General features: G+C 62.4%; 16 protein-coding genes. 6 read left to right on the top strand and 10 right to left on the bottom strand.

What is annotated here, in order from left to right; all coding sequences use genetic code 11:
• Window positions 1-132: 132 nt before the first annotated feature.
• Window positions 133-1,008, bottom strand: coding sequence for a phosphoserine phosphatase SerB (gene serB / locus AC4HIX_RS18665; protein ID WP_490400079.1), 876 nt, complete (start codon window positions 1,006-1,008; stop codon window positions 133-135).
• Window positions 1,009-1,287: 279 nt separating this feature from the next.
• Here serB and AC4HIX_RS18660 point away from each other — a divergent pair, with 279 nt between their 5' ends.
• Window positions 1,288-2,442, top strand: coding sequence for a phosphoserine transaminase (locus AC4HIX_RS18660; protein ID WP_490400078.1), 1,155 nt, complete (start codon window positions 1,288-1,290; stop codon window positions 2,440-2,442).
• Between the two features lie 97 nt (window positions 2,443-2,539).
• Window positions 2,540-4,135: a phosphoglycerate dehydrogenase gene (serA, locus tag AC4HIX_RS18655; protein ID WP_490400077.1), complete on the top strand. Its 1,596-nt coding sequence runs from the start codon at window positions 2,540-2,542 to the stop codon at window positions 4,133-4,135.
• 52 nt (window positions 4,136-4,187) lie between these two features.
• Here the strand turns inward: serA and AC4HIX_RS18650 are convergent, their stop codons facing one another.
• Entirely contained in the window at window positions 4,188-4,586 is a 399-nt protein-coding gene (locus AC4HIX_RS18650) for a hypothetical protein (protein ID WP_490400076.1), read from the bottom strand.
• A gap of 156 nt (window positions 4,587-4,742) precedes the next feature.
• Between AC4HIX_RS18650 and AC4HIX_RS18645 the strand changes: the two genes are divergently transcribed.
• On the top strand, window positions 4,743-5,471 hold the full coding sequence (locus tag AC4HIX_RS18645; RefSeq protein WP_490400075.1) for a metallophosphoesterase family protein: 729 nt from the start codon (window positions 4,743-4,745) through the stop codon (window positions 5,469-5,471).
• Between the two features lie 79 nt (window positions 5,472-5,550).
• Here AC4HIX_RS18645 and tdh read toward each other — a convergent pair whose 3' ends face one another.
• On the bottom strand, window positions 5,551-6,579 hold the full coding sequence (tdh, locus tag AC4HIX_RS18640) for an L-threonine 3-dehydrogenase (protein ID WP_490400100.1): 1,029 nt from the start codon (window positions 6,577-6,579) through the stop codon (window positions 5,551-5,553).
• A gap of 14 nt (window positions 6,580-6,593) precedes the next feature.
• Complete coding sequence (locus tag AC4HIX_RS18635) at window positions 6,594-7,781, bottom strand: glycine C-acetyltransferase (RefSeq protein WP_490400074.1); 1,188 nt, start codon at window positions 7,779-7,781, stop codon at window positions 6,594-6,596.
• A gap of 162 nt (window positions 7,782-7,943) precedes the next feature.
• Between AC4HIX_RS18635 and AC4HIX_RS18630 the strand changes: the two genes are divergently transcribed.
• On the top strand, window positions 7,944-8,345 hold the full coding sequence (locus AC4HIX_RS18630; RefSeq protein WP_490400073.1) for a VOC family protein: 402 nt from the start codon (window positions 7,944-7,946) through the stop codon (window positions 8,343-8,345).
• A 65-nt stretch (window positions 8,346-8,410) separates the two neighbouring features.
• Here AC4HIX_RS18630 and AC4HIX_RS18625 read toward each other — a convergent pair whose 3' ends face one another.
• On the bottom strand, window positions 8,411-8,617 hold the full coding sequence (locus AC4HIX_RS18625; RefSeq protein WP_490400072.1) for a cold-shock protein: 207 nt from the start codon (window positions 8,615-8,617) through the stop codon (window positions 8,411-8,413).
• A 380-nt stretch (window positions 8,618-8,997) separates the two neighbouring features.
• Window positions 8,998-9,564 (bottom strand): helix-turn-helix domain-containing protein, encoded by a 567-nt coding sequence (locus AC4HIX_RS18620; RefSeq protein WP_490400071.1) that lies wholly within the window; start codon window positions 9,562-9,564, stop codon window positions 8,998-9,000.
• A 203-nt stretch (window positions 9,565-9,767) separates the two neighbouring features.
• Between AC4HIX_RS18620 and AC4HIX_RS18615 the strand changes: the two genes are divergently transcribed.
• On the top strand, window positions 9,768-10,943 hold the full coding sequence (locus tag AC4HIX_RS18615) for an acetyl-CoA C-acyltransferase family protein (protein ID WP_475048912.1): 1,176 nt from the start codon (window positions 9,768-9,770) through the stop codon (window positions 10,941-10,943).
• 252 nt (window positions 10,944-11,195) lie between these two features.
• Window positions 11,196-11,582 carry a response regulator gene (locus tag AC4HIX_RS18610; protein ID WP_475048914.1) on the top strand — a complete coding sequence of 129 codons (387 nt, stop codon included), beginning with the start codon at window positions 11,196-11,198 and terminating at the stop codon, window positions 11,580-11,582.
• A gap of 67 nt (window positions 11,583-11,649) precedes the next feature.
• Here AC4HIX_RS18610 and AC4HIX_RS18605 read toward each other — a convergent pair whose 3' ends face one another.
• The 4 genes from AC4HIX_RS18605 to AC4HIX_RS18590 form a co-directional block, all read right to left on the bottom strand.
• On the bottom strand, window positions 11,650-12,528 hold the full coding sequence (locus tag AC4HIX_RS18605; RefSeq protein ID WP_490400070.1) for a sensor histidine kinase: 879 nt from the start codon (window positions 12,526-12,528) through the stop codon (window positions 11,650-11,652).
• Window positions 12,529-12,778: 250 nt separating this feature from the next.
• Window positions 12,779-12,946 (bottom strand): hypothetical protein, encoded by a 168-nt coding sequence (locus tag AC4HIX_RS18600; RefSeq protein WP_490400069.1) that lies wholly within the window; start codon window positions 12,944-12,946, stop codon window positions 12,779-12,781.
• Window positions 12,947-12,965: 19 nt separating this feature from the next.
• A complete protein-coding gene (locus AC4HIX_RS18595; RefSeq protein WP_490400068.1) occupies window positions 12,966-16,241 on the bottom strand; it encodes a chemotaxis protein CheB in 3,276 nt (1,091 codons plus the stop codon).
• 96 nt (window positions 16,242-16,337) lie between these two features.
• A complete protein-coding gene (locus AC4HIX_RS18590) occupies window positions 16,338-16,727 on the bottom strand; it encodes a response regulator (protein ID WP_490400067.1) in 390 nt (129 codons plus the stop codon).
• Window positions 16,728-17,093: the final 366 nt, after the last annotated feature.

Genomic DNA, 17,093 nt, shown 5'->3' with positions numbered 1-17,093 from the left:
AGAGGGATTGACCTATGACGGTGGCAGAGGGATTGGGCCCCGCCCGGGGCCCAAGGCCGCCAAGGGGCGGCTGCGCCAGCAGCCGCTCCTGCGGGCGCGGGAGCTCCCCGGACTCTGACCCGGGGAGCGGTCTCAGCCTTGGAAGTCGTTCCGGGTGTAGCCCTGGATAAACAGCAGCGCTGTCAGGTCTCCGTGGTTGATACGGATATCGCATTCCGCCGCCACCGAAGGCTTTGCGTGCAGCGCAACACCGGCGCCTGCGCGTTTCAGCATCCCCAGATCATTGGCGCCGTCGCCCACGGCAATCACGTCCGCCTCAGCGATTCCCAGCCGGGCGGTGATCTGCTCCAGCGCCTCCACCTTGGCCTCGCGGCCCAGGATCGGCCGCGCCGCCTCGCCGGTCAGCCTGCCGTCTGCCGCCAGCAGCGTATTGGCGCGGTTCTCGTCAAAGCCCAGCTCCGCCGCCACACGTGCGGTAAACGCCGTGAACCCGCCCGAGACCAGCGCCGCATAAGCGCCATTTGCCTTCATCACCGCCAGCAGCTGCTTGCCGCCCGGCATCAGGGTGATGCGCTCGTCCAGAACCTTGGTGATCACCGTCTCCGGCAGCCCCTGCAGCAGACCGACCCGCTCGACCAGCGCGCCCTCGAAATCCAGCTCGCCGTTCATCGCCCGCGCGGTGATCTCCTTCACGCGCGCGCCGACGCCCGCCTCCTCGGCCAGCTCATCAATGCATTCCTGCTGAATCATGGTCGAGTCCATGTCGGCCAGCAGCATCTTCTTCTTGCGCCCCTCCGCCGGCTGGATCACCAGATCCACCCCCATCTGCTGCAGATCCTCCCAGACCTGCCAGCGGTTGTCCGGCATCTGCTCCAGCGTGAACTCGGCCGCCACGCCCGGCGCCAGCCAGATAGCCTCGCCGCCGCCCCAGGCATTGCGCAGCGATTCGGGCAGGGCGGGTTCCAGCACCGGGCTGGCTGGATTGCAAAGCAGGCTGGCAACAAACATCGGCGGGCTCCGTTTCGTCAGGATTTCCCTTGTCATAGCGGGCCGCCGGGGCATCGGCCAGACGGCAAGAAGCTGTTCAAATCCGGGGTGATCATAAGGAGCGGCCCATTTTGCTATTTCAGAGCGGCTGTTTCCGATGGTGGAAAATCATGTCGCAAAAAACGAATGAACAGCCGCAAACTTTCAATATTTCTGTTGCGTGCCGCGCTGCAGCAGCCTAGCTCTGTAAGCGGGACACCCCTCCCCAACGAGGGGCGCTTATCTGGAAGGGTAGCATTGATGGCTATTGCACAACCGGCATCGCGGCCGGCCAATCCGCGTTTTTCTTCGGGCCCTTGCGCCAAACCTCCCGTCTTTGACCTGTCGAAACTCGCTGGCGCGCCGCTGGGCCGTTCGCACCGCGCTGCGGTGGGCAAGGAGAAGCTGAAGGCGGCGATCGAAGGCACCCGCGAGATCCTGAATATCCCGGCAGACTACAAGATCGGCATCGTGCCAGCGTCGGACACCGGCGCGGTGGAAATGGCGATGTGGAACCTGCTCGGCCCCCGCGGCACCGAGATGCTGGCCTGGGAAAGCTTCGGCTCCGGCTGGGTCACCGACGTTGTGAAACAGCTCAAGCTGGACGCCACCGTCAAAACCGCCGATTACGGCCAGATCGTCGACCTCGCCACCGTCGATTTCACCAATGACGTTGTCTTCACCTGGAACGGCACCACCTCCGGCGTGCGGGTGCCCAACGGCGACTGGATCCCGGCAGACCGCGAAGGCCTGACGATTTGCGACGCGACCTCAGCGGCCTTTGCCCAGCATCTGCCCTGGGACAAGCTGGATGTGACCACCTTCTCCTGGCAGAAGGTTCTGGGCGGCGAAGCGGCGCATGGCATGATCATCCTCAGCCCCCGCGCGGTGGAACGGCTGGAAAGCTACACCCCCGCCTGGCCGCTGCCGAAGATCTTCCGCCTGACCAAGGGCGGCAAGCTGATCGACGGCATCTTCCAGGGCGCGACCATCAACACCCCTTCGATGCTGGCGGTGGAGGATTACCTGCTGGCGCTCGATTGGGCCCGCTCCGTCGGCGGCATGGAAGGCCTGCGCGAACGCGCCTATGCCAACTTGGCCGCGGTGCAAAGCTTCGTGCAGGACAACCCCTGGATCGCCTTCCTGGCGGAACAGCCGGAATACCGCTCCAACACTTCGGTCTGCCTCAAGTTCACCGACGAACGCATCCAGGACGGCGCCGCCTTTGCCAAGGCTGTGGCCAAGCGTCTGGAAGCCGAAGGCGTGGCCTATGACATTGGTGCTTACCGCGACGCGCCTCCGGGCCTGCGCATCTGGTGCGGCGGCACGGTGGAAGCCACCGACGTGGCAGCGCTGATGCCCTGGATCAAATGGGCCTTTGAGGCCGAGATCGCGGCCCAAACCGAGGCCGCCTGAACAGGCGGTGGGCAAATTGCCCACCCTGCCCAGAGCAAACACCGTAGGGTGGGCGATTCCGCCCACCGCCCCGGGACATTCATAAGGACCCTAAGCCATGGCTCCCAAAGTTCTCATCTCCGACAAGCTGTCCGAGGCCGCCGTCCAGATCTTCCGCGACCGCGGCATTGACGTCGACTTCCTGCCCGACGTGGGCAAGGACAAGGAAAAACTGGCGGAAATCATCGGCCAGTACGACGGCCTCGCCATCCGCTCCGCCACCAAGGTGACCGAAAAGATCCTGGAGAACGCCGATAACCTCAAGGTGATCGGCCGCGCCGGCATCGGCACCGACAACATCGACAAGGAAGCCGCCTCCAAGCGCGGCGTCATTGTGATGAACACGCCGTTCGGCAACATGATCACCACCGCCGAACACGCGATTGCGATGATGTTCGCGGTCGCCCGCCAGCTGCCGGAGGCCTCCGCCTCCACCCATGCCGGCAAGTGGGAAAAGTCCAAGTTCATGGGCACCGAGCTGACCGCCAAGACCCTGGGCGTGATCGGCGCCGGCAACATCGGCGGCATCGTCTGCGACCGCGCCCGCGGCCTCAAGATGAAGGTCGTGGCCTATGACCCCTACCTGAGCACCGAGAAAGCCGACAAGATGGGCGTCGAAAAGGTGGAGCTGGACGAGCTGCTGGCCCGCGCCGATTTCATTACCCTGCACGTGCCGCTGACCGACCGGACCCGCAACATCCTGTCCAAGGAAAACCTGGAGAAGACCAAGAAGGGCGTCCGCATCATCAACTGCGCCCGCGGCGGTCTGGTGGATGAGGCCGCACTGGCGGAACTCCTGACCTCCGGCCATGTGGCAGGCGCCGCCTTCGACGTGTTCTCGGAAGAACCGGCCAAGGAAAACGCCCTGTTCGGCTTGCCCAACGTGGTCTGCACCCCGCACCTGGGCGCCGCCACCACCGAGGCGCAGGAAAACGTCGCCCTGCAGGTGGCCGAGCAGATGTCCAACTACCTTCTGACCGGCGCGGTCGAGAACGCGCTCAACATGCCCTCGGTCACCGCCGAGGAAGCCAAGGTCATGGGCCCCTGGATCAAGCTGGCCGACCACCTGGGCAGCTTCGTCGGCCAGATGACGGATGAGCCGATCAAGGCGATCAACATCCTCTATGACGGCGTCGCGGCCGGCATGAACCTGGACGCGCTGAACTGCGCCGTGGTCGCAGGCATCATGAAGCGCGCAAACCCCGAGGTGAACCTTGTCTCCGCCCCGGTGGTCGCCAAGGAGCGCGGGATCCAGATCTCCACCACCAACCAGGACAAATCCGGCGCTTTCGACGGCTACATCAAGGTGACCGCCGTCACCTCCAAGCGCGAGCGCTCGGTGGCGGGCACCGTGTTCTCCGACGGCAAGCCGCGGTTCATCCAGATCAAGGGCATCAACATCGAGGCGGATGTGGGCGCGCACATGCTCTACACCACCAACGAGGACGTGCCCGGCATCATCGGCACCCTGGGCCATACCCTGGGCGACAACGGCGTCAACATCGCCAACTTCACCCTGGGCCGCTCCGAGGCCGGCGGCGAGGCCATCGCGCTGCTCTACGTGGATGAGCCCGTCCCGGCTGAGATCCGCGCCAAGCTTGCCGAAACCGGCCTGTTCAACCAGATCAAGCCGCTGGAGTTCGACGTCGTCTAAACGTCCCGGTGCAAGACCGCAGAAGCCCCCGCCACTGCCGCGGGGGCTTTTTTCAATGCCCCTTCTGACGCGCGAACACCGCTTTGTCCGGCCGGTGCCGCAGCACAACCGCGGTAAAGATCAGCATCGACAGCAGCGCCGTTGCCGATCCAGCCTGCGCCAGCACCTCACCCCGCTCCAGAATGGCCAGCGGAATGCCCGGCACCAGCAACGCCAGCGCCAGCAGCGCCGTGCCCAGGTGCAGCCGCGGCAGCACGCCCCCGGCCGCGGCCGGCAGCAGGTGGTAATAGAACGCATAAATCGAACAGCTGACCCAGCCGAGCAGGTTCAGATGCCCATGCGCCGGCGACAAGAGGTGGTCCTGGCTTGCCGACATCTGAATGCCCCAGACCATGCCGCCGAGCGCCGACACCACCGCCGCCAGCATAAACCACCGCGAAATCCCTTCCATCTCAGTCCCTCCCTGTTCGCTTGGATCGCAAAACACCCTTGCCAGTAACGTGGCGCGCTGTCTCCGGATTGCCAGCCCGGCGTCTGCGGTCCCGGGGCTTGAGCCCCCCGCCGCAATGCGCCATCTATCCGGCACTGCCCGCAAACAGGAGCCGCCATGACCGCCCCCCTCTACGCCATCGGCGATATCCACGGCCAGCTGGAGATGCTGGACGCCGCTCTCCAGCGGATCGAGGCTGACGGAGGCCCTGAGGCCCGCATCGTTTTCCTCGGCGACTACACCGACCGCGGCCCCGACAGCCGCGGCGTGATCGAGCGGCTCGCCCGGGGACAGGCAGAAGGGCGCAAGTGGATCTGCCTCAAGGGCAACCACGACCGGATGTTTTCCATGTTCCTGGAGGACTACCCGCGCAACGACGCCCGGCTGCTGATCGGCTATCACTGGCTGCATGACCGGATCGGCGGGGTGGAAACACTGCAATCCTACGGGGTCGAAGTGGCTGAAGGCGACCGCATCTATCAGACCCATTCCCGCGCCCGTGCTGCAATCCCGCAGGCGCATCTGGACTTCCTGTCCCGACTGAAACCCTATTACCAGGAGGGCGGACTGCTCTTTGCCCACGCGGGCATCCGCCCCGGCCTGCCGCTGGAAAGCCAAAGCGAGGACGATCTGATTTGGATCCGCCAGGAGTTCCTCAACGACGAGCGGGTCCACCCTTGGCTGGTGGTGCACGGCCACACGCCGGGCAGACAGGCCGAACACCGGGTGAACCGCATCAACCTCGACAGCGGCTCCGGCTACGGCCGCCCGCTTACCGCCGCCGTGTTCGAGGGCCGCGACTGCTGGCTGCTGACAGAGGCGGGCAGGGTGCCGCTGGAACCCTGATCCGCCATTTCATCTTTCCAGAAATACTCTGGGGGTGAGCGCCAAAGGCGCGAGGGGGCAAAGCCCCCTCTACCGGACATCACGACCAGTCCAGCACCACCTTGCCGCTGGACCCGGATTTCATCGCCGCAAAGCCTTCGGCAAAATCATCGACCCCGAACCGGTGGGTGATCACCCGGCTCACATCCAGCCCGTTCTGCAGCATGGCGATCATCTTGTACCAGGTCTCGAACATCTCCCGCCCGTAGACCCCCTTGATGGTGATCGCCTTGAACACGATGCGTGACCAGTCGACCGGCGATTTGCCCGGCGGAATGCCCAACAGGGCAATCTTGCCGCCCATCACCAGCGCCTCCACCATCTGATCCAGCGCCGCCTGCGACCCGGACATCTCCAGCCCGACGTCAAACCCCTGCTTCATGCCGAGCACCCGGACCACATCCTGCAGGTCTTCCTCGGCCACGTTCACCGCACGCACCGCCGGCACCACATGCGCCGCCAGCGTCAGGCGGTCCGGGTTGATATCGGTGATCACCACATGCCGCGCACCGGCATGTTTCGCCACCGCCGCCGCCATGATGCCAATGGGGCCGGCCCCGGTGATCAGAACGTCCTCGCCCAGCAGGTCAAAGCTGAGCGCCGTATGCACCGCATTGCCCAGCGGGTCGAGGATGGCGCCGATCTCGTCCGGAATATCATCCGGCAGCGGCACCACGTTAAAGGCGGGCAACTTCAGATACTGCGCAAAGGCGCCCTGCTCATTTACCCCGATGCCGCGGGTGCCGGGGTCCAGATGGAACTTACCGGCCCGGCTTTGGCGCGAATCCGTCTTGATCAGATGCCCCTCGCCCGAGCAGCGCTGCCCCACCGCCAGATCGGTGACGTTGCGCCCGATCTCGACGATCTCGCCCGCGAACTCATGGCCGGTAATCATCGGCACCGGCACGGTGTGGGACGCCCATTCGTCCCAGTTCCAGATGTGAATGTCGGTGCCGCAGATGCCGGTCTTCTTCACCTTGATCAGCACCTCGTCCGGGCCGATCTCCGGCACCGGCGCCTGCACCATCCACAGGCCCTCCTGCGGATGGCTCTTCTCCAGCGCTTTCATCGTGTTCGGGCGGCTCATGACACAATCCCCAGTTCCTTGCCGACCTTGCCAAACGCCGCCAGCGCCCGGTCCAGCTCCTCCCGCGTCAGCGCGGCATTCATCTGCGTCCGGATACGCGCTTGGCCGCGCGGCACCACGGGGAAGAAGAAGCCGGAGACATAGACGCCCTCGTCAAACAGCCGCGCCGCCATATCCTGCGCCAGCTGCGCCTCGCCCAGCATCACCGGGATGATCGGATGCTCACCCGGCAGCAGGTCAAAGCCAAGCTTTTCCAGCCCCGCCCGCCAGTAGCGCGCATTCTCGAACAGCTGCGCCCGCAGGCCGTCGCCTTCCTCCACCAGCCGGATCGCTTCCAGCCCGGCAGCAACAATTGATGGCGGCAGCGAATTGGAGAACAGATAGGGCCGCGCCCGCTGCCGCAGCAGGTCGATCACTGGCTGCGGCCCGGCGATATAACCGCCGATGGCCCCCCCAAGTGCTTTGCCCAATGTCCCGGTGACGATATCAACGTCCACCCCGAAATGCTCCGGCGTGCCGGCGCCCGTCGCCCCCATAAATCCGGTGGCGTGGCAGTCATCCACCATCACTACCGCATCGTATTTGTCCGCGAGCGCCCGGATCTCAGGCAGCTTGGCCAGGTAGCCGTCCATCGAGAACACGCCGTCGGTGGCGATCATGATATGCCGCGCCCCGTCCTCGCGCGCCTGCTTCAGCCAGGCCTCCAGGTCGTTCATGTCGCTGTTCAGATAGCGGTAGCGCTTGGCCTTGCACAACCGGATGCCGTCGATGATCGAGGCATGGTTCAGGCTGTCCGAAATGATCGCATCCTCCGGCCCCAAGAGCGGCTCGAACAGCCCGCCGTTGGCGTCGAAACAGGCGGCAAACAGGATCGCGTCATCCTTGCCGAGGAATTTCGCCAGCCGCTGCTCCAGCTCCCGGTGAATGTCCTGGGTGCCGCAGATGAACCGCACCGAGGCCATGCCAAACCCTTTCGGCTCCATCACATCCGTTGCGGCCTTGATCAGGGCGGGGTGGTCGGCCAGACCCAGATAGTTGTTGGCGCACAGGTTGATCACTTCGCGCCCGCCAACCGTGATCTCACCCCCCTGCGGGGAGGTGATCATTCGCTCGCGCTTGTACAGCCCCTCACCCTCGATCTGGGCCAGTGTGTTGGAGATGTCGGTCAGAAAAGCAGTGGACATGCGCAAACTCCCTTGGTGTCTCGAGTCGCGTGTCTATCATAGCGGATGCGTTTCCGGAATACAGGATTTCAGCATTACGGAAAAAAATCCGTGAAACTGGACGTGGCCGGTGAAATTCCGCCAAACCGGACTATCTGCCCCGAATTAGGGAGGATTGCACACATGGCACGGGTGACGGGAATTGGCGGTGTATTCATCAAGGCGCGCGGCGACGCCAAGGCGCTGGCGGCATGGTACAGCGATCACCTGGGGCTGGAGCTGACGGATTTCGGCGGCGCCATCCTCAACTGGCAGGACGACACGGCAGAGGACGGCGGCCTCACCGTCTGGGGCACTGCCGACCCCGACGGCACATGGTTTGCGCCCAGCACCTCCGGCTTCATGATCAACTACCGGGTCGATGACATGGACGGCATGATCGCGCAGCTGACCGCCGCAGGCATCCCCATCCTGCAAGGGCCGCAGTCCCATGAAAACGGCCGCTTTGCCTGGATCATGGACCCAGAGGGCAACAAGGTGGAGCTGTGGGAGCCCAAGCTTTGGGACGAGAAGAACAAGGGCTGACCGCCCAAAAGGAAAACGCGGCCCCTTTTCAGGAACCGCGCTTCCGATCTGCAATGCTGCGTGGCTTATGCCAGCTGCAGGTTCACCGCCGACTCGCGGCCGTCACGGCCTGCTTCGATGTCGAAAGTGACTTTCTGGTTGTCCGCCAGGCCGGTCAGGCCGGAACGCTCAACAGCGGAGATGTGCACAAACACGTCTTTGCTGCCGCCGTCGGGTGCGATGAAGCCGTAGCCTTTGGTGGTGTTGAACCATTTTACGGTGCCGGTGGCCATATCCGTAGTCTCCTTGGTGTGTGCTGCCCGCGGAAGTGCGGCAGCCTGGCGTAGTCGGTCTGGATCGAGAGACTGATAACGCCGCGAAGCGGGAGACAGTGGATCGACAAGAATAACGTAAGCGGTCCACATATGGGCCGGACACCCGAGTCGTTCAAGGGCTTTGTGCATAAAAGCCGCTGCGAGGGGTTTTCCTGCCGATGCAGCCGACCAGCACATCTTACGGATGTCCCGGCCCGCATCTAGCGGCTGCGTAAGGCCGTCGCCTGTTTCTCTAGGATTGCGCAGCAGAATCTGCCGGGGGCAGCGGTAAAGGTATCAAACGTCTTCCTTGCCAGTTGCGGGCTTTGTTGTCCGGCTAAGCGGGAAGATGTTACTGCTTATGCGTTTTTCACGATCAGAAACACCCGCGCCGGCCCCTCTGGCGCGGTGATCGAGTGGGCCACGTCGGCGGCATAGCGGGCGGTGTCGCCGGCCTGCAGCTGGTCCTTGGCATTTCCGGAACTCACTGCAATCTCGCCATCCAGCACTGTCAGCTGCTCTACCGCGCCGCGGGTGTGGGGCTGGCTGATCAGCGCGCCGCCCTGATCAAACCGGATGTCATAAACCTCGTGCCCGCCAGCCTCTTCCGGCGGCGACAGGATGCGGATCCGGCAGCCTTGGCCCATGTTCTCGATCTTGGGAACATCCGCCGCGCGCAGCACCTCGATCCGGTCCTGCATGTCGCCCGCTTCCAGCAGCCCGGCAAAATCCACCTGCAGCGCGCGGGTCAGGTTCCACAGCGTCGCAATGGTGGGGGAGCTTTCGCCGCGCTCGATCTGGCTCACCATCGAGCGGCTGACGCCCGACAGGTTGGCGACCGCCTCCAGGCTCAGACCTTGAGCGCGGCGCGCCTCTTTCAGGCGGGCGGGCAGCAGGGTCAGGATATCGTCTGTGTTTTCCGTCATGACGGATTCTCTGCGCCGATGGGGCCGATTTGTCAAATGTTCCGGCGCAACCCGGTGCTGCGCTGCGGCGGTGCAACGGGGGTGTAAAGGGGGTGCACGGGGGGTGACAGCCAGGTGACGCGGCGTTTTGATGACGGCACGTATCAGCAGACAGATCAATGCTGCGGGTGCATGATAGGGCAAATCTGACGAGGAGAGAGAGTATGAATGACATCGTGATCCTGGATGGCGCCCGCACCGCGATCGGCACTTTTGGCGGCGCGCTGGCGGGCACCGCGCCGATTGACCTGGCCACGACGGTCTCCAAGGCGGCGCTGGAACGCTCCGGCGTTGAGGGCGGCCAGATCGGCCATGTGGTCTTTGGCCACATCATCAACACAGAGCCGCGCGACATGTACCTGAGCCGGGTCGCGGCGATGCAGGCCGGGGTGCCGGATGCGGTTCCGGCGATGAACGTGAACCGTCTGTGCGGCTCTGGTGTTCAGGCAATTGTCTCGGCTTATCAGTCGCTTGCCATGGGCGATGCGGAGTTCGCGCTGGCTGGCGGCGCCGAGAATATGTCGCGCAGCCCCTACATTATCCAGCAAAGCCGCTGGGGCGCGAAGATGGGTGATGTGAAGTCGCTCGACATGATGCTGGGCGCGCTGAACTGCCCGTTCGGCACCGGCCATATGGGGGTGACAGCCGAAAATGTGGCGGATGAGCATGAGATCACCCGCGAGCAGATGGATGACTTCGCCCTCACCAGCCAGACCCGCGCGGCAGCGGCGATCGAGGCCGGTCATTTCAAGTCCCAGATCACCCCGGTTGAAGTGAAGGTAAAGCGCGATCTGGTGCCGTTTGAGGTGGACGAGCATCCCAAGGCCACTACTCCCGAGGCACTGGCCGGATTGAGGGCGGTGTTCCAAAAGGACGGCCGGGTAACTGCCGGAAATGCCAGCGGAATCAACGATGGCGCGGCGGCCATGGTGCTGGCCACCGCTGCCGCGGCTGAGAAGGCGGGGCTGAAACCCAAGGCGCGGATCCTCGGCTATGCCCATGCCGGCGTGCGCCCGGAAGTGATGGGCATCGGCCCGGTTCCTGCAGTGCGCAACCTATTGGAGAAAACCGGCCTTTCCGCTGGCGACTTCGACGTGATTGAGTCGAATGAAGCCTTTGCCGCGCAGGCGCTGGCCGTGAACAAGGAGCTGGGACTGGATCCGGCCAAGGTGAACCCAAATGGCGGTGCAATTGCGCTGGGCCATCCTGTGGGCGCAACCGGCGCGATTATCACATTGAAAACGCTTTATGAACTGGAGCGGACCGGAGGCTCCAAAGGTCTGATCACCATGTGCATCGGCGGCGGCCAGGGCATTGCGATGGCGATCGAACGGCTCTGACAAAGATCCCGCGGGGAGCGTCGCTTCGGCGCTCCCTGCCCGGACAGAACGGCTTTTGCGATAAAATATCGCCGTCCACATATACAGATTATGCAATTTTAAGTAGAAGTAATTACCCCTTAAGAATAGCTGGCGATTCCAAGTGATTGCCGGAATTCGTTCCAGAATTCACCTCCCGGGGTTGCGAAAGCGGGCGGGAATGCGCAAGGGTTGCGTGATCCCGTGCAAGTGACGTCGGTATAGGGTATCAATGTGACAGCCAATGTTCTGCTTCTGGAAGACGATATCGGTGTCCGCTTCACCTTCAGTATGGCGTTGCAGGAAGCTGGGTACACTGTGACGGCAGTCACCAGCTGCAGCGAAGCCATTTCTGCATTGACCGGAATGCCGTTCGACGTATTGGTCCTGGACCTGAAGATCGGGGAAGAAATGTCACTTCCAGTGGCAGATTACGCCGCCTTGCTGCGCCCGGATATTCCGGTGGTCTACATCACCGGCAGCCGGCTGTTTTCCGGCGGGGAGTTATTTACCCTCAGCCGCAATATCCGCTGGGTTCTGCGCAAGCCGGTGAACCTTTCTGATCTTCTCAGCATGGTTGACCATGTGACCGGACGGGTCGCAACTGCAGCGGCAGTCTAACCTCGCGGCCCACCGGAATTTCCCTGAACGGATTGCTTTTAAAGGGCTTTCAGGCGGGCCGGGGAAATTAGCCGCAGGATATCGTAAAGACTGCACCCATTCCGGGTTCACCGTCTGCAAGGAGATGCCAGGAATGGCGGCGGCAGATCTCGGCGCAGGTTGACAGGCCGATCCCGTTGCCGTCGATTTCGCGGTGCACCCGGTGGAACGGCTGCAGGATGCGGTGCCTCTCCTGCGGGTCAAAACCGATTCCGTTATCGGCCACCGAAAGTGTCCATTCTTCGCGGCCGGTGCCTTCCATCCTGATGGTGATTTTCAGCGGGCGGGCAGGATCCCGGTATTTGATCGCGTTGGACAGGAGGTTGGTCAGCAGCAAGTGCAGCAAGGTCGGGTCCGCCTGCAATGCCGTGCCGTTCCCTTCAATGCGGACCTGCGCGCCGCAGGCTTGCGTTTCCTGCTGCAGGCTGGCGCAGGCCTCTGAAACCGCATCTTTCATAGCGATTTCCTGAAAGCTGATGCGGGAAGAGGTTGAGACCGAATGGTCCAGCAGCTGGGTTGTCAGCCTGTCCATCTGGCGGGCCGCCCGGGCCATGTGCTGCAAGAACTCCTGGGCGGTGTCCGGGAGCCCGGCGCTGTAGTGATCGGAGAAGAACTGCAGGGCACCTATCATGGTGTTGATCGGAGTGCGCAGGTCGTGCGAAGCGGCATGGGCAAAGGCCTCCATGGAAAACAGGGTTTCCTGCAGCTTCAGATTTGCGTCCTTGGCGAAGTGCAGTTCACCGCGCAGCTTGCCGCGCATCTCGTTCATTTGCCGCAATCTGTCCGCTGTGAGCCTCAGCTGATCCTGGGTCAGGAGGATCAGCCGCTCGCCCTTGGTGGCGGACCGCAGCAGCGAAAGACGGAATTCGGTGTCCTGCGTTGGCGTGCCAAGATTACCGGCGGCCATGGGGAAGCTCACGGCTCCTGCAGCGGCGCCCTTCCGCAGGCCGGACACTACGTCGTCGCGGTTCTGAAGGGTCAATTCGCTGAAACAGGTTCCAGCCAGTGCGCCGCTGCCAGATGGAGAAAACGGGCAGAAACTGCGTTCTGCCCGCCGATTGCAGACAAGGATGCGGCCGTTCCAATCCAGAATAAAAGACCCGTACGGGGACGCAAGAAACGCCTTGCTCAGCACATCGGCATTCACGTCTGCGTCCTCAGGCAGCATAGGCGGCACCTTTGATGATTTTCAAGGGACCGCCGGTGAGACAGCTGGCAAACGGCAAGCCGAAAGCATTGCCCCGGGCAATACCCGGCCGTTTGCGGTGCAGGCGGAATGCTGAGCGGTTTGTGATCTGTCGTTCCTCCTTCGCAGCTGCCAGCATACGGGTGTTTTTTTCCTGCCTATTCCGAGGCGGTGCCTGACATCTGCAACCCGCCGTAGACGTGGGATATCCGGCCACTCTTTTCCCGCTTTGCCTGGGCAAACAGGAGGGCGCGCGCGCAGGTGCCTTCCGCATTGCGCACGCGCACTGCACGATGGAAGGGACGGCCGTTCATCAGCACTTGCTGAAGCCCGTCCCTGACGTCAGCCAAGTCATCAGGGTGGACGCGCTTCAGCAGCAGTTCTACCGAAGGCACATTTGTTTCCGGATCATAGCCGAGCAGGTCGAACATTGCCGGAGTCCACACGGGCACGTTGTTCAGAACGTCGATGGAAAAGACGCCGATGGACAAATGCTCCTGAATCGCCGCGCTGCAATCAAGCAGCAATTCCCGCTCATTGATCTGGGCTTTGTCCCAGCATACGCCAATAAACTGCACGGCCTCCCCATGCGAATCCTGGAACACCGTCACGCTGCCCTTGAGGTTGCGGGAGTTCCTGGCATCGTCGAAGAACCTGGCGTCGAACTCGAAGGAACCGCCACCATCGCGAAGCTTGTCCAGCGATGCGCGCAAGCCCGCCTGGTCTTCGGGATGGGCGCGGTTGAGAATGTCTTCGAAGGACAAGCTGGCGGAGCTGTCCTCAATGCCAAGGACAGTTTGAGCCTCCGGTGACATGAATGTCTCTCCGGTATCCAGGTTGTGGGTCCAGAACCCAAGCCTGGCAACGCTGCTGACCAGCCTGAGAACATTGTAGGAGGGCTCGTTGTCAAAGCGGGTTATGGTGATCGAGATGCCAATCAGCTTGTTATGCACATCCAAAACAGGCGACATGACCAGCGTGTAGCAACGGCCGCCGGACATGATCGGTATGCGCCGGGTCTCCTGAAGCCGCAGCACCGTATTGGCGATCGGTGCCAGGGCCGGGAAGCCGCGCGGCAGGTTGCATTGACTGAGGTGCAGGCCGGTTGGCGGCAGCTCGCCAATACCCAGCACGTCGTTGGCCATGCGCGACACGCGGCGGACAATCAGGGCCTGGTCTGCCAGCGCAACGGCGTAAGGCGACGAGGCCAGCATGGCCTCCAGCTCCGAAGACAGCGCCTGACGCTCCGCTGAGCTGATCTGCAGCTCCTCATTCACGGTCAGCAATTCCTCGTTCGTGGATTGCAGTTCCTCATTGGAGGTTTCCAGTTCCTCGTTGGTGGCCTGAAATTCCTCGTTCGTGGATTGCAGTTCTTCGTTGGCGGACTGGAGCTCCTCGTTTGCGGTCTGCAACTCTTCGATTGTCTGCTGAAGCGCCTCCTGGGTCGCACGGATCTCCATTTCCATGCGCTCAACGTAATCGCGCTGGTCACGGTCGGAGATCTCTTCGAAAGTGAATTCCTTCTGCTCTTCGAATTTGGTGTTGATCGCCAGCAGGCAGTGAACCTCGCCGCCGTTGCGGCTGACAAAAGGGAAGGCTTGCAACTGGACGCGGTTTCCGGTGGGCAAAGAGACTGTGTGCCAGCGGCCGTCGCGGCGCTCTTCGTTGCGGATGGCCACCGCAATCAGGCTCGAGGCCTCGCCGCGCAGCGGTTCGATCAGCATCTTGACGTTGAGCGAAGTCGACATGCCGGCCCGGATTTCGCTGTAAACACTGATGTCGCCCAGAACTTCGATGATATCGCCGTGGCGGGTGCAGATGATGCCATTGGGGGCAACGGCCCGGGCCAGCGACAGGTCGGCCTGTGCGGCCTGTTCTGCGGCCGCCCGTTCAGGCGATTTCCTAAGATTGAGGGTCCGCAGATTGCCATTGCCCTGCGCCCTGGAGGAGACAGACAATTCTCCGGAAATCCCGCGGCGCTTGCCGAAGATCTTGTCCGATCCCTGGCAGGCCTCGAAATAGATGCCCATCTCGCCAACGGTCTCCGAGGTGCCAAGAAACAGCAGGGCTCCCGGCGCCATGGAATAATGCAGCCGGGTCAGCACCCGTTCCTGCAAGGCATGGTTGAAGTAGATCAGCACGTTGCGGATCGTGACCAGGTTCACGTTGATGAATGGCGGGTCCTGGAACACGTTGTGGCGCGAAAACAGCGTGACATTGCGCAGCTCCTGACGGACCGTGATGTCGCTTTCACCGACATCGAAGTAATCTTTCAGGTAATTGGGCGGAATGTCTTGGGCTGCCGAGATCGGGTAGGTTCCCTTGCGCGCAACCTCGATGGCGTTCTGGTCGATGTCGGTGGCAAAGATCTGCACGTTGCCCTTAGTCAGCGCGTGAATGCCGCCGAGGATCTCTGCGATCAGAATGGCGATCGAATAGGCCTCTTCACCGGTGGCACAGCCGACCACCCAGACCCGGATCGGACCGGGGCCCCTGTCTGCCAGCTGCTTTTCGACCTGGTCGTTCAGCTTTCGGAATTGGTCCGGATCGCGGAAGAAGCGTGTGACCGAGATTAGTAAGTCGCGGTGCAACGCATCCACCTCGTCAACGTTGGACCGGCAGTAATCGACGTATTTCTCATAGTCATTGATGCTGAGCGCCGACATCCGCCGGGCGATGCGGCGGTTCAGCGTGTTTTCCTTGTAATCGGCAAAATCGACCTGGGTGCGGGCCATAAGGATGCTGAACAGCTCGGTAAGCTTGCCGGGTTCATCTGCGGCAGAACGCAACAGTTCCAGGTCACGCGGCTTGGCTAGTATTTTTTCCGCGTGTTCGCCGATCTGTTCTGGCGTGAGGATCAGGTCGATACAGCCAGTTTCGATCGCCGAGGCAGGCATACCGTCATATTTGGCAGAACCGGGCTCTTGAGCGATTGTGATACCTCCGGCCTCGCGGATCGACTGCACCCCGTAGCTGCCATCGCTGCCGGTTCCCGACAGCACTATTCCGACACAGTTTTCACCGCATTCCTTGGCAAGGCTCTGGAACAGCCGGTCCGCCGATGGCTTCGGCGTTGCGGGATGGCCTGCGGGGTTGCGCAAGCGGAGTTTGCCGTCTTCGAACACCACGTCTGTGTCGGGTGGGGTGACGTAGATGGTGCCGGCTTCGGGTTCCGTGACGCGGCTCAATTCCACCACCGGAAGCGAGGTTTCCCGCGCGATCAGCGATGTCAGCACACTTTTGTGGGTGGGGGACATATGCTGGGCAATCACATAGATAGCGTTGGCCGACCGGGGAAGGTTCTGAACCAGCAGGGAGACGGCCTCCAGACCGCCGGCCGAGGCAGCGATGCCTGCGACCCGCAAGTCCCGGCTGTGGCTATCTTTTTGCGTGCTGTCCTCGTCCGGCAGCGGTCCGTTTTTTTCTGCCGTCATATCCTGTTCCGGGTGCTCCATTCTTCAACACGTCTCCGAAAAGTCTGAAAGTAGGGTTTCAACCCCCGCGGTCGTGCGCGGGCGGATTCGAACCGGTTAGGCTGCGTCGCAGAACTTATCAATCAAATTCAAAAGCTGACCCGGGGTCACTGGCTTGGAGGCAAAACTGGTCATGCCAAGCTCCTGGATAATGGCGTCGTTTTGATAGGCGGCGTCAGCAGTCATCGCGATAATTGGCAGATTGCCGGGCAGGTCGAGCCGCGACTGGCGTATCTGGCGGGTTGCCTCGATTCCGGAGATTTGCGGCATGTGCAGATCCATCAGCACCAGCCCGAAATCGTGCGGAGCCGCGGTGAGGATATCGATGCTCTGCTGCCCGTCTGCAGCAATTTCAACGTCCACGCCAAGTGCCAGAATGATTTCGCGCATCATGTAGCGTGCGAACTCATCATTCTCGACAAGCAGGACTTTCCGCGGACGTTTCATTACCGGGTTCCGTTGTTGCTGCTATGGGGCCGGAAACAGGCAATTGGCCGCCAGTGCTTCTTAGAGGGGCAGAGCTGATCCAGCGCCCTCCTTGCAATCCTGCGGTTTTGGAAGAAACGGCCAGTCCGAACTTGGGGCCATCATGCTGCCGGCTTGCCCGGTAGTCAACGTGCTAGAAACACAAGATAATCAACCTTAAATAGATAGTCTGGCTTCTGATGCATGCGCTCTGGGGCAGCTGCCAAAGCCGCAGGCCCGGGCCGGCGTTTCGCTGTAAATGCCAAGGCCGGCCGCACAGAGCCTGCGGCCCGCTTGCGCCGCGATGACTTCCGGCAAGAAACCACTGCGCTTCTGCCGGGGCCGGAT

Source organism: Leisingera sp. (assembly GCF_982940295.1).
Note: the sequence above shows the minus strand (reverse complement) of the source record. Positions and strands in the feature narration are given on the sequence as shown.

Coding starts and splice junctions, on each gene's coding strand:
- serB (WP_490400079.1), bottom strand. CDS start 1,008: ATGTTTGTTGCCAGCCTGCTTTGCAATCCAGCCAGCCCGGTGCTGGAA.
- AC4HIX_RS18660 (WP_490400078.1), top strand. CDS start 1,288: ATGGCTATTGCACAACCGGCATCGCGGCCGGCCAATCCGCGTTTTTCT.
- serA (WP_490400077.1), top strand. CDS start 2,540: ATGGCTCCCAAAGTTCTCATCTCCGACAAGCTGTCCGAGGCCGCCGTC.
- AC4HIX_RS18650 (WP_490400076.1), bottom strand. CDS start 4,586: ATGGAAGGGATTTCGCGGTGGTTTATGCTGGCGGCGGTGGTGTCGGCG.
- AC4HIX_RS18645 (WP_490400075.1), top strand. CDS start 4,743: ATGACCGCCCCCCTCTACGCCATCGGCGATATCCACGGCCAGCTGGAG.
- tdh (WP_490400100.1), bottom strand. CDS start 6,579: ATGAAAGCGCTGGAGAAGAGCCATCCGCAGGAGGGCCTGTGGATGGTG.
- AC4HIX_RS18635 (WP_490400074.1), bottom strand. CDS start 7,781: ATGTCCACTGCTTTTCTGACCGACATCTCCAACACACTGGCCCAGATC.
- AC4HIX_RS18630 (WP_490400073.1), top strand. CDS start 7,944: ATGGCACGGGTGACGGGAATTGGCGGTGTATTCATCAAGGCGCGCGGC.
- AC4HIX_RS18625 (WP_490400072.1), bottom strand. CDS start 8,617: ATGGCCACCGGCACCGTAAAATGGTTCAACACCACCAAAGGCTACGGC.
- AC4HIX_RS18620 (WP_490400071.1), bottom strand. CDS start 9,564: ATGACGGAAAACACAGACGATATCCTGACCCTGCTGCCCGCCCGCCTG.
- AC4HIX_RS18615 (WP_475048912.1), top strand. CDS start 9,768: ATGAATGACATCGTGATCCTGGATGGCGCCCGCACCGCGATCGGCACT.
- AC4HIX_RS18605 (WP_490400070.1), bottom strand. CDS start 12,528: ATGGCCGCCGGTAATCTTGGCACGCCAACGCAGGACACCGAATTCCGT.
- AC4HIX_RS18600 (WP_490400069.1), bottom strand. CDS start 12,946: ATGCTGGCAGCTGCGAAGGAGGAACGACAGATCACAAACCGCTCAGCA.
- AC4HIX_RS18595 (WP_490400068.1), bottom strand. CDS start 16,241: ATGACGGCAGAAAAAAACGGACCGCTGCCGGACGAGGACAGCACGCAA.
- AC4HIX_RS18590 (WP_490400067.1), bottom strand. CDS start 16,727: ATGAAACGTCCGCGGAAAGTCCTGCTTGTCGAGAATGATGAGTTCGCA.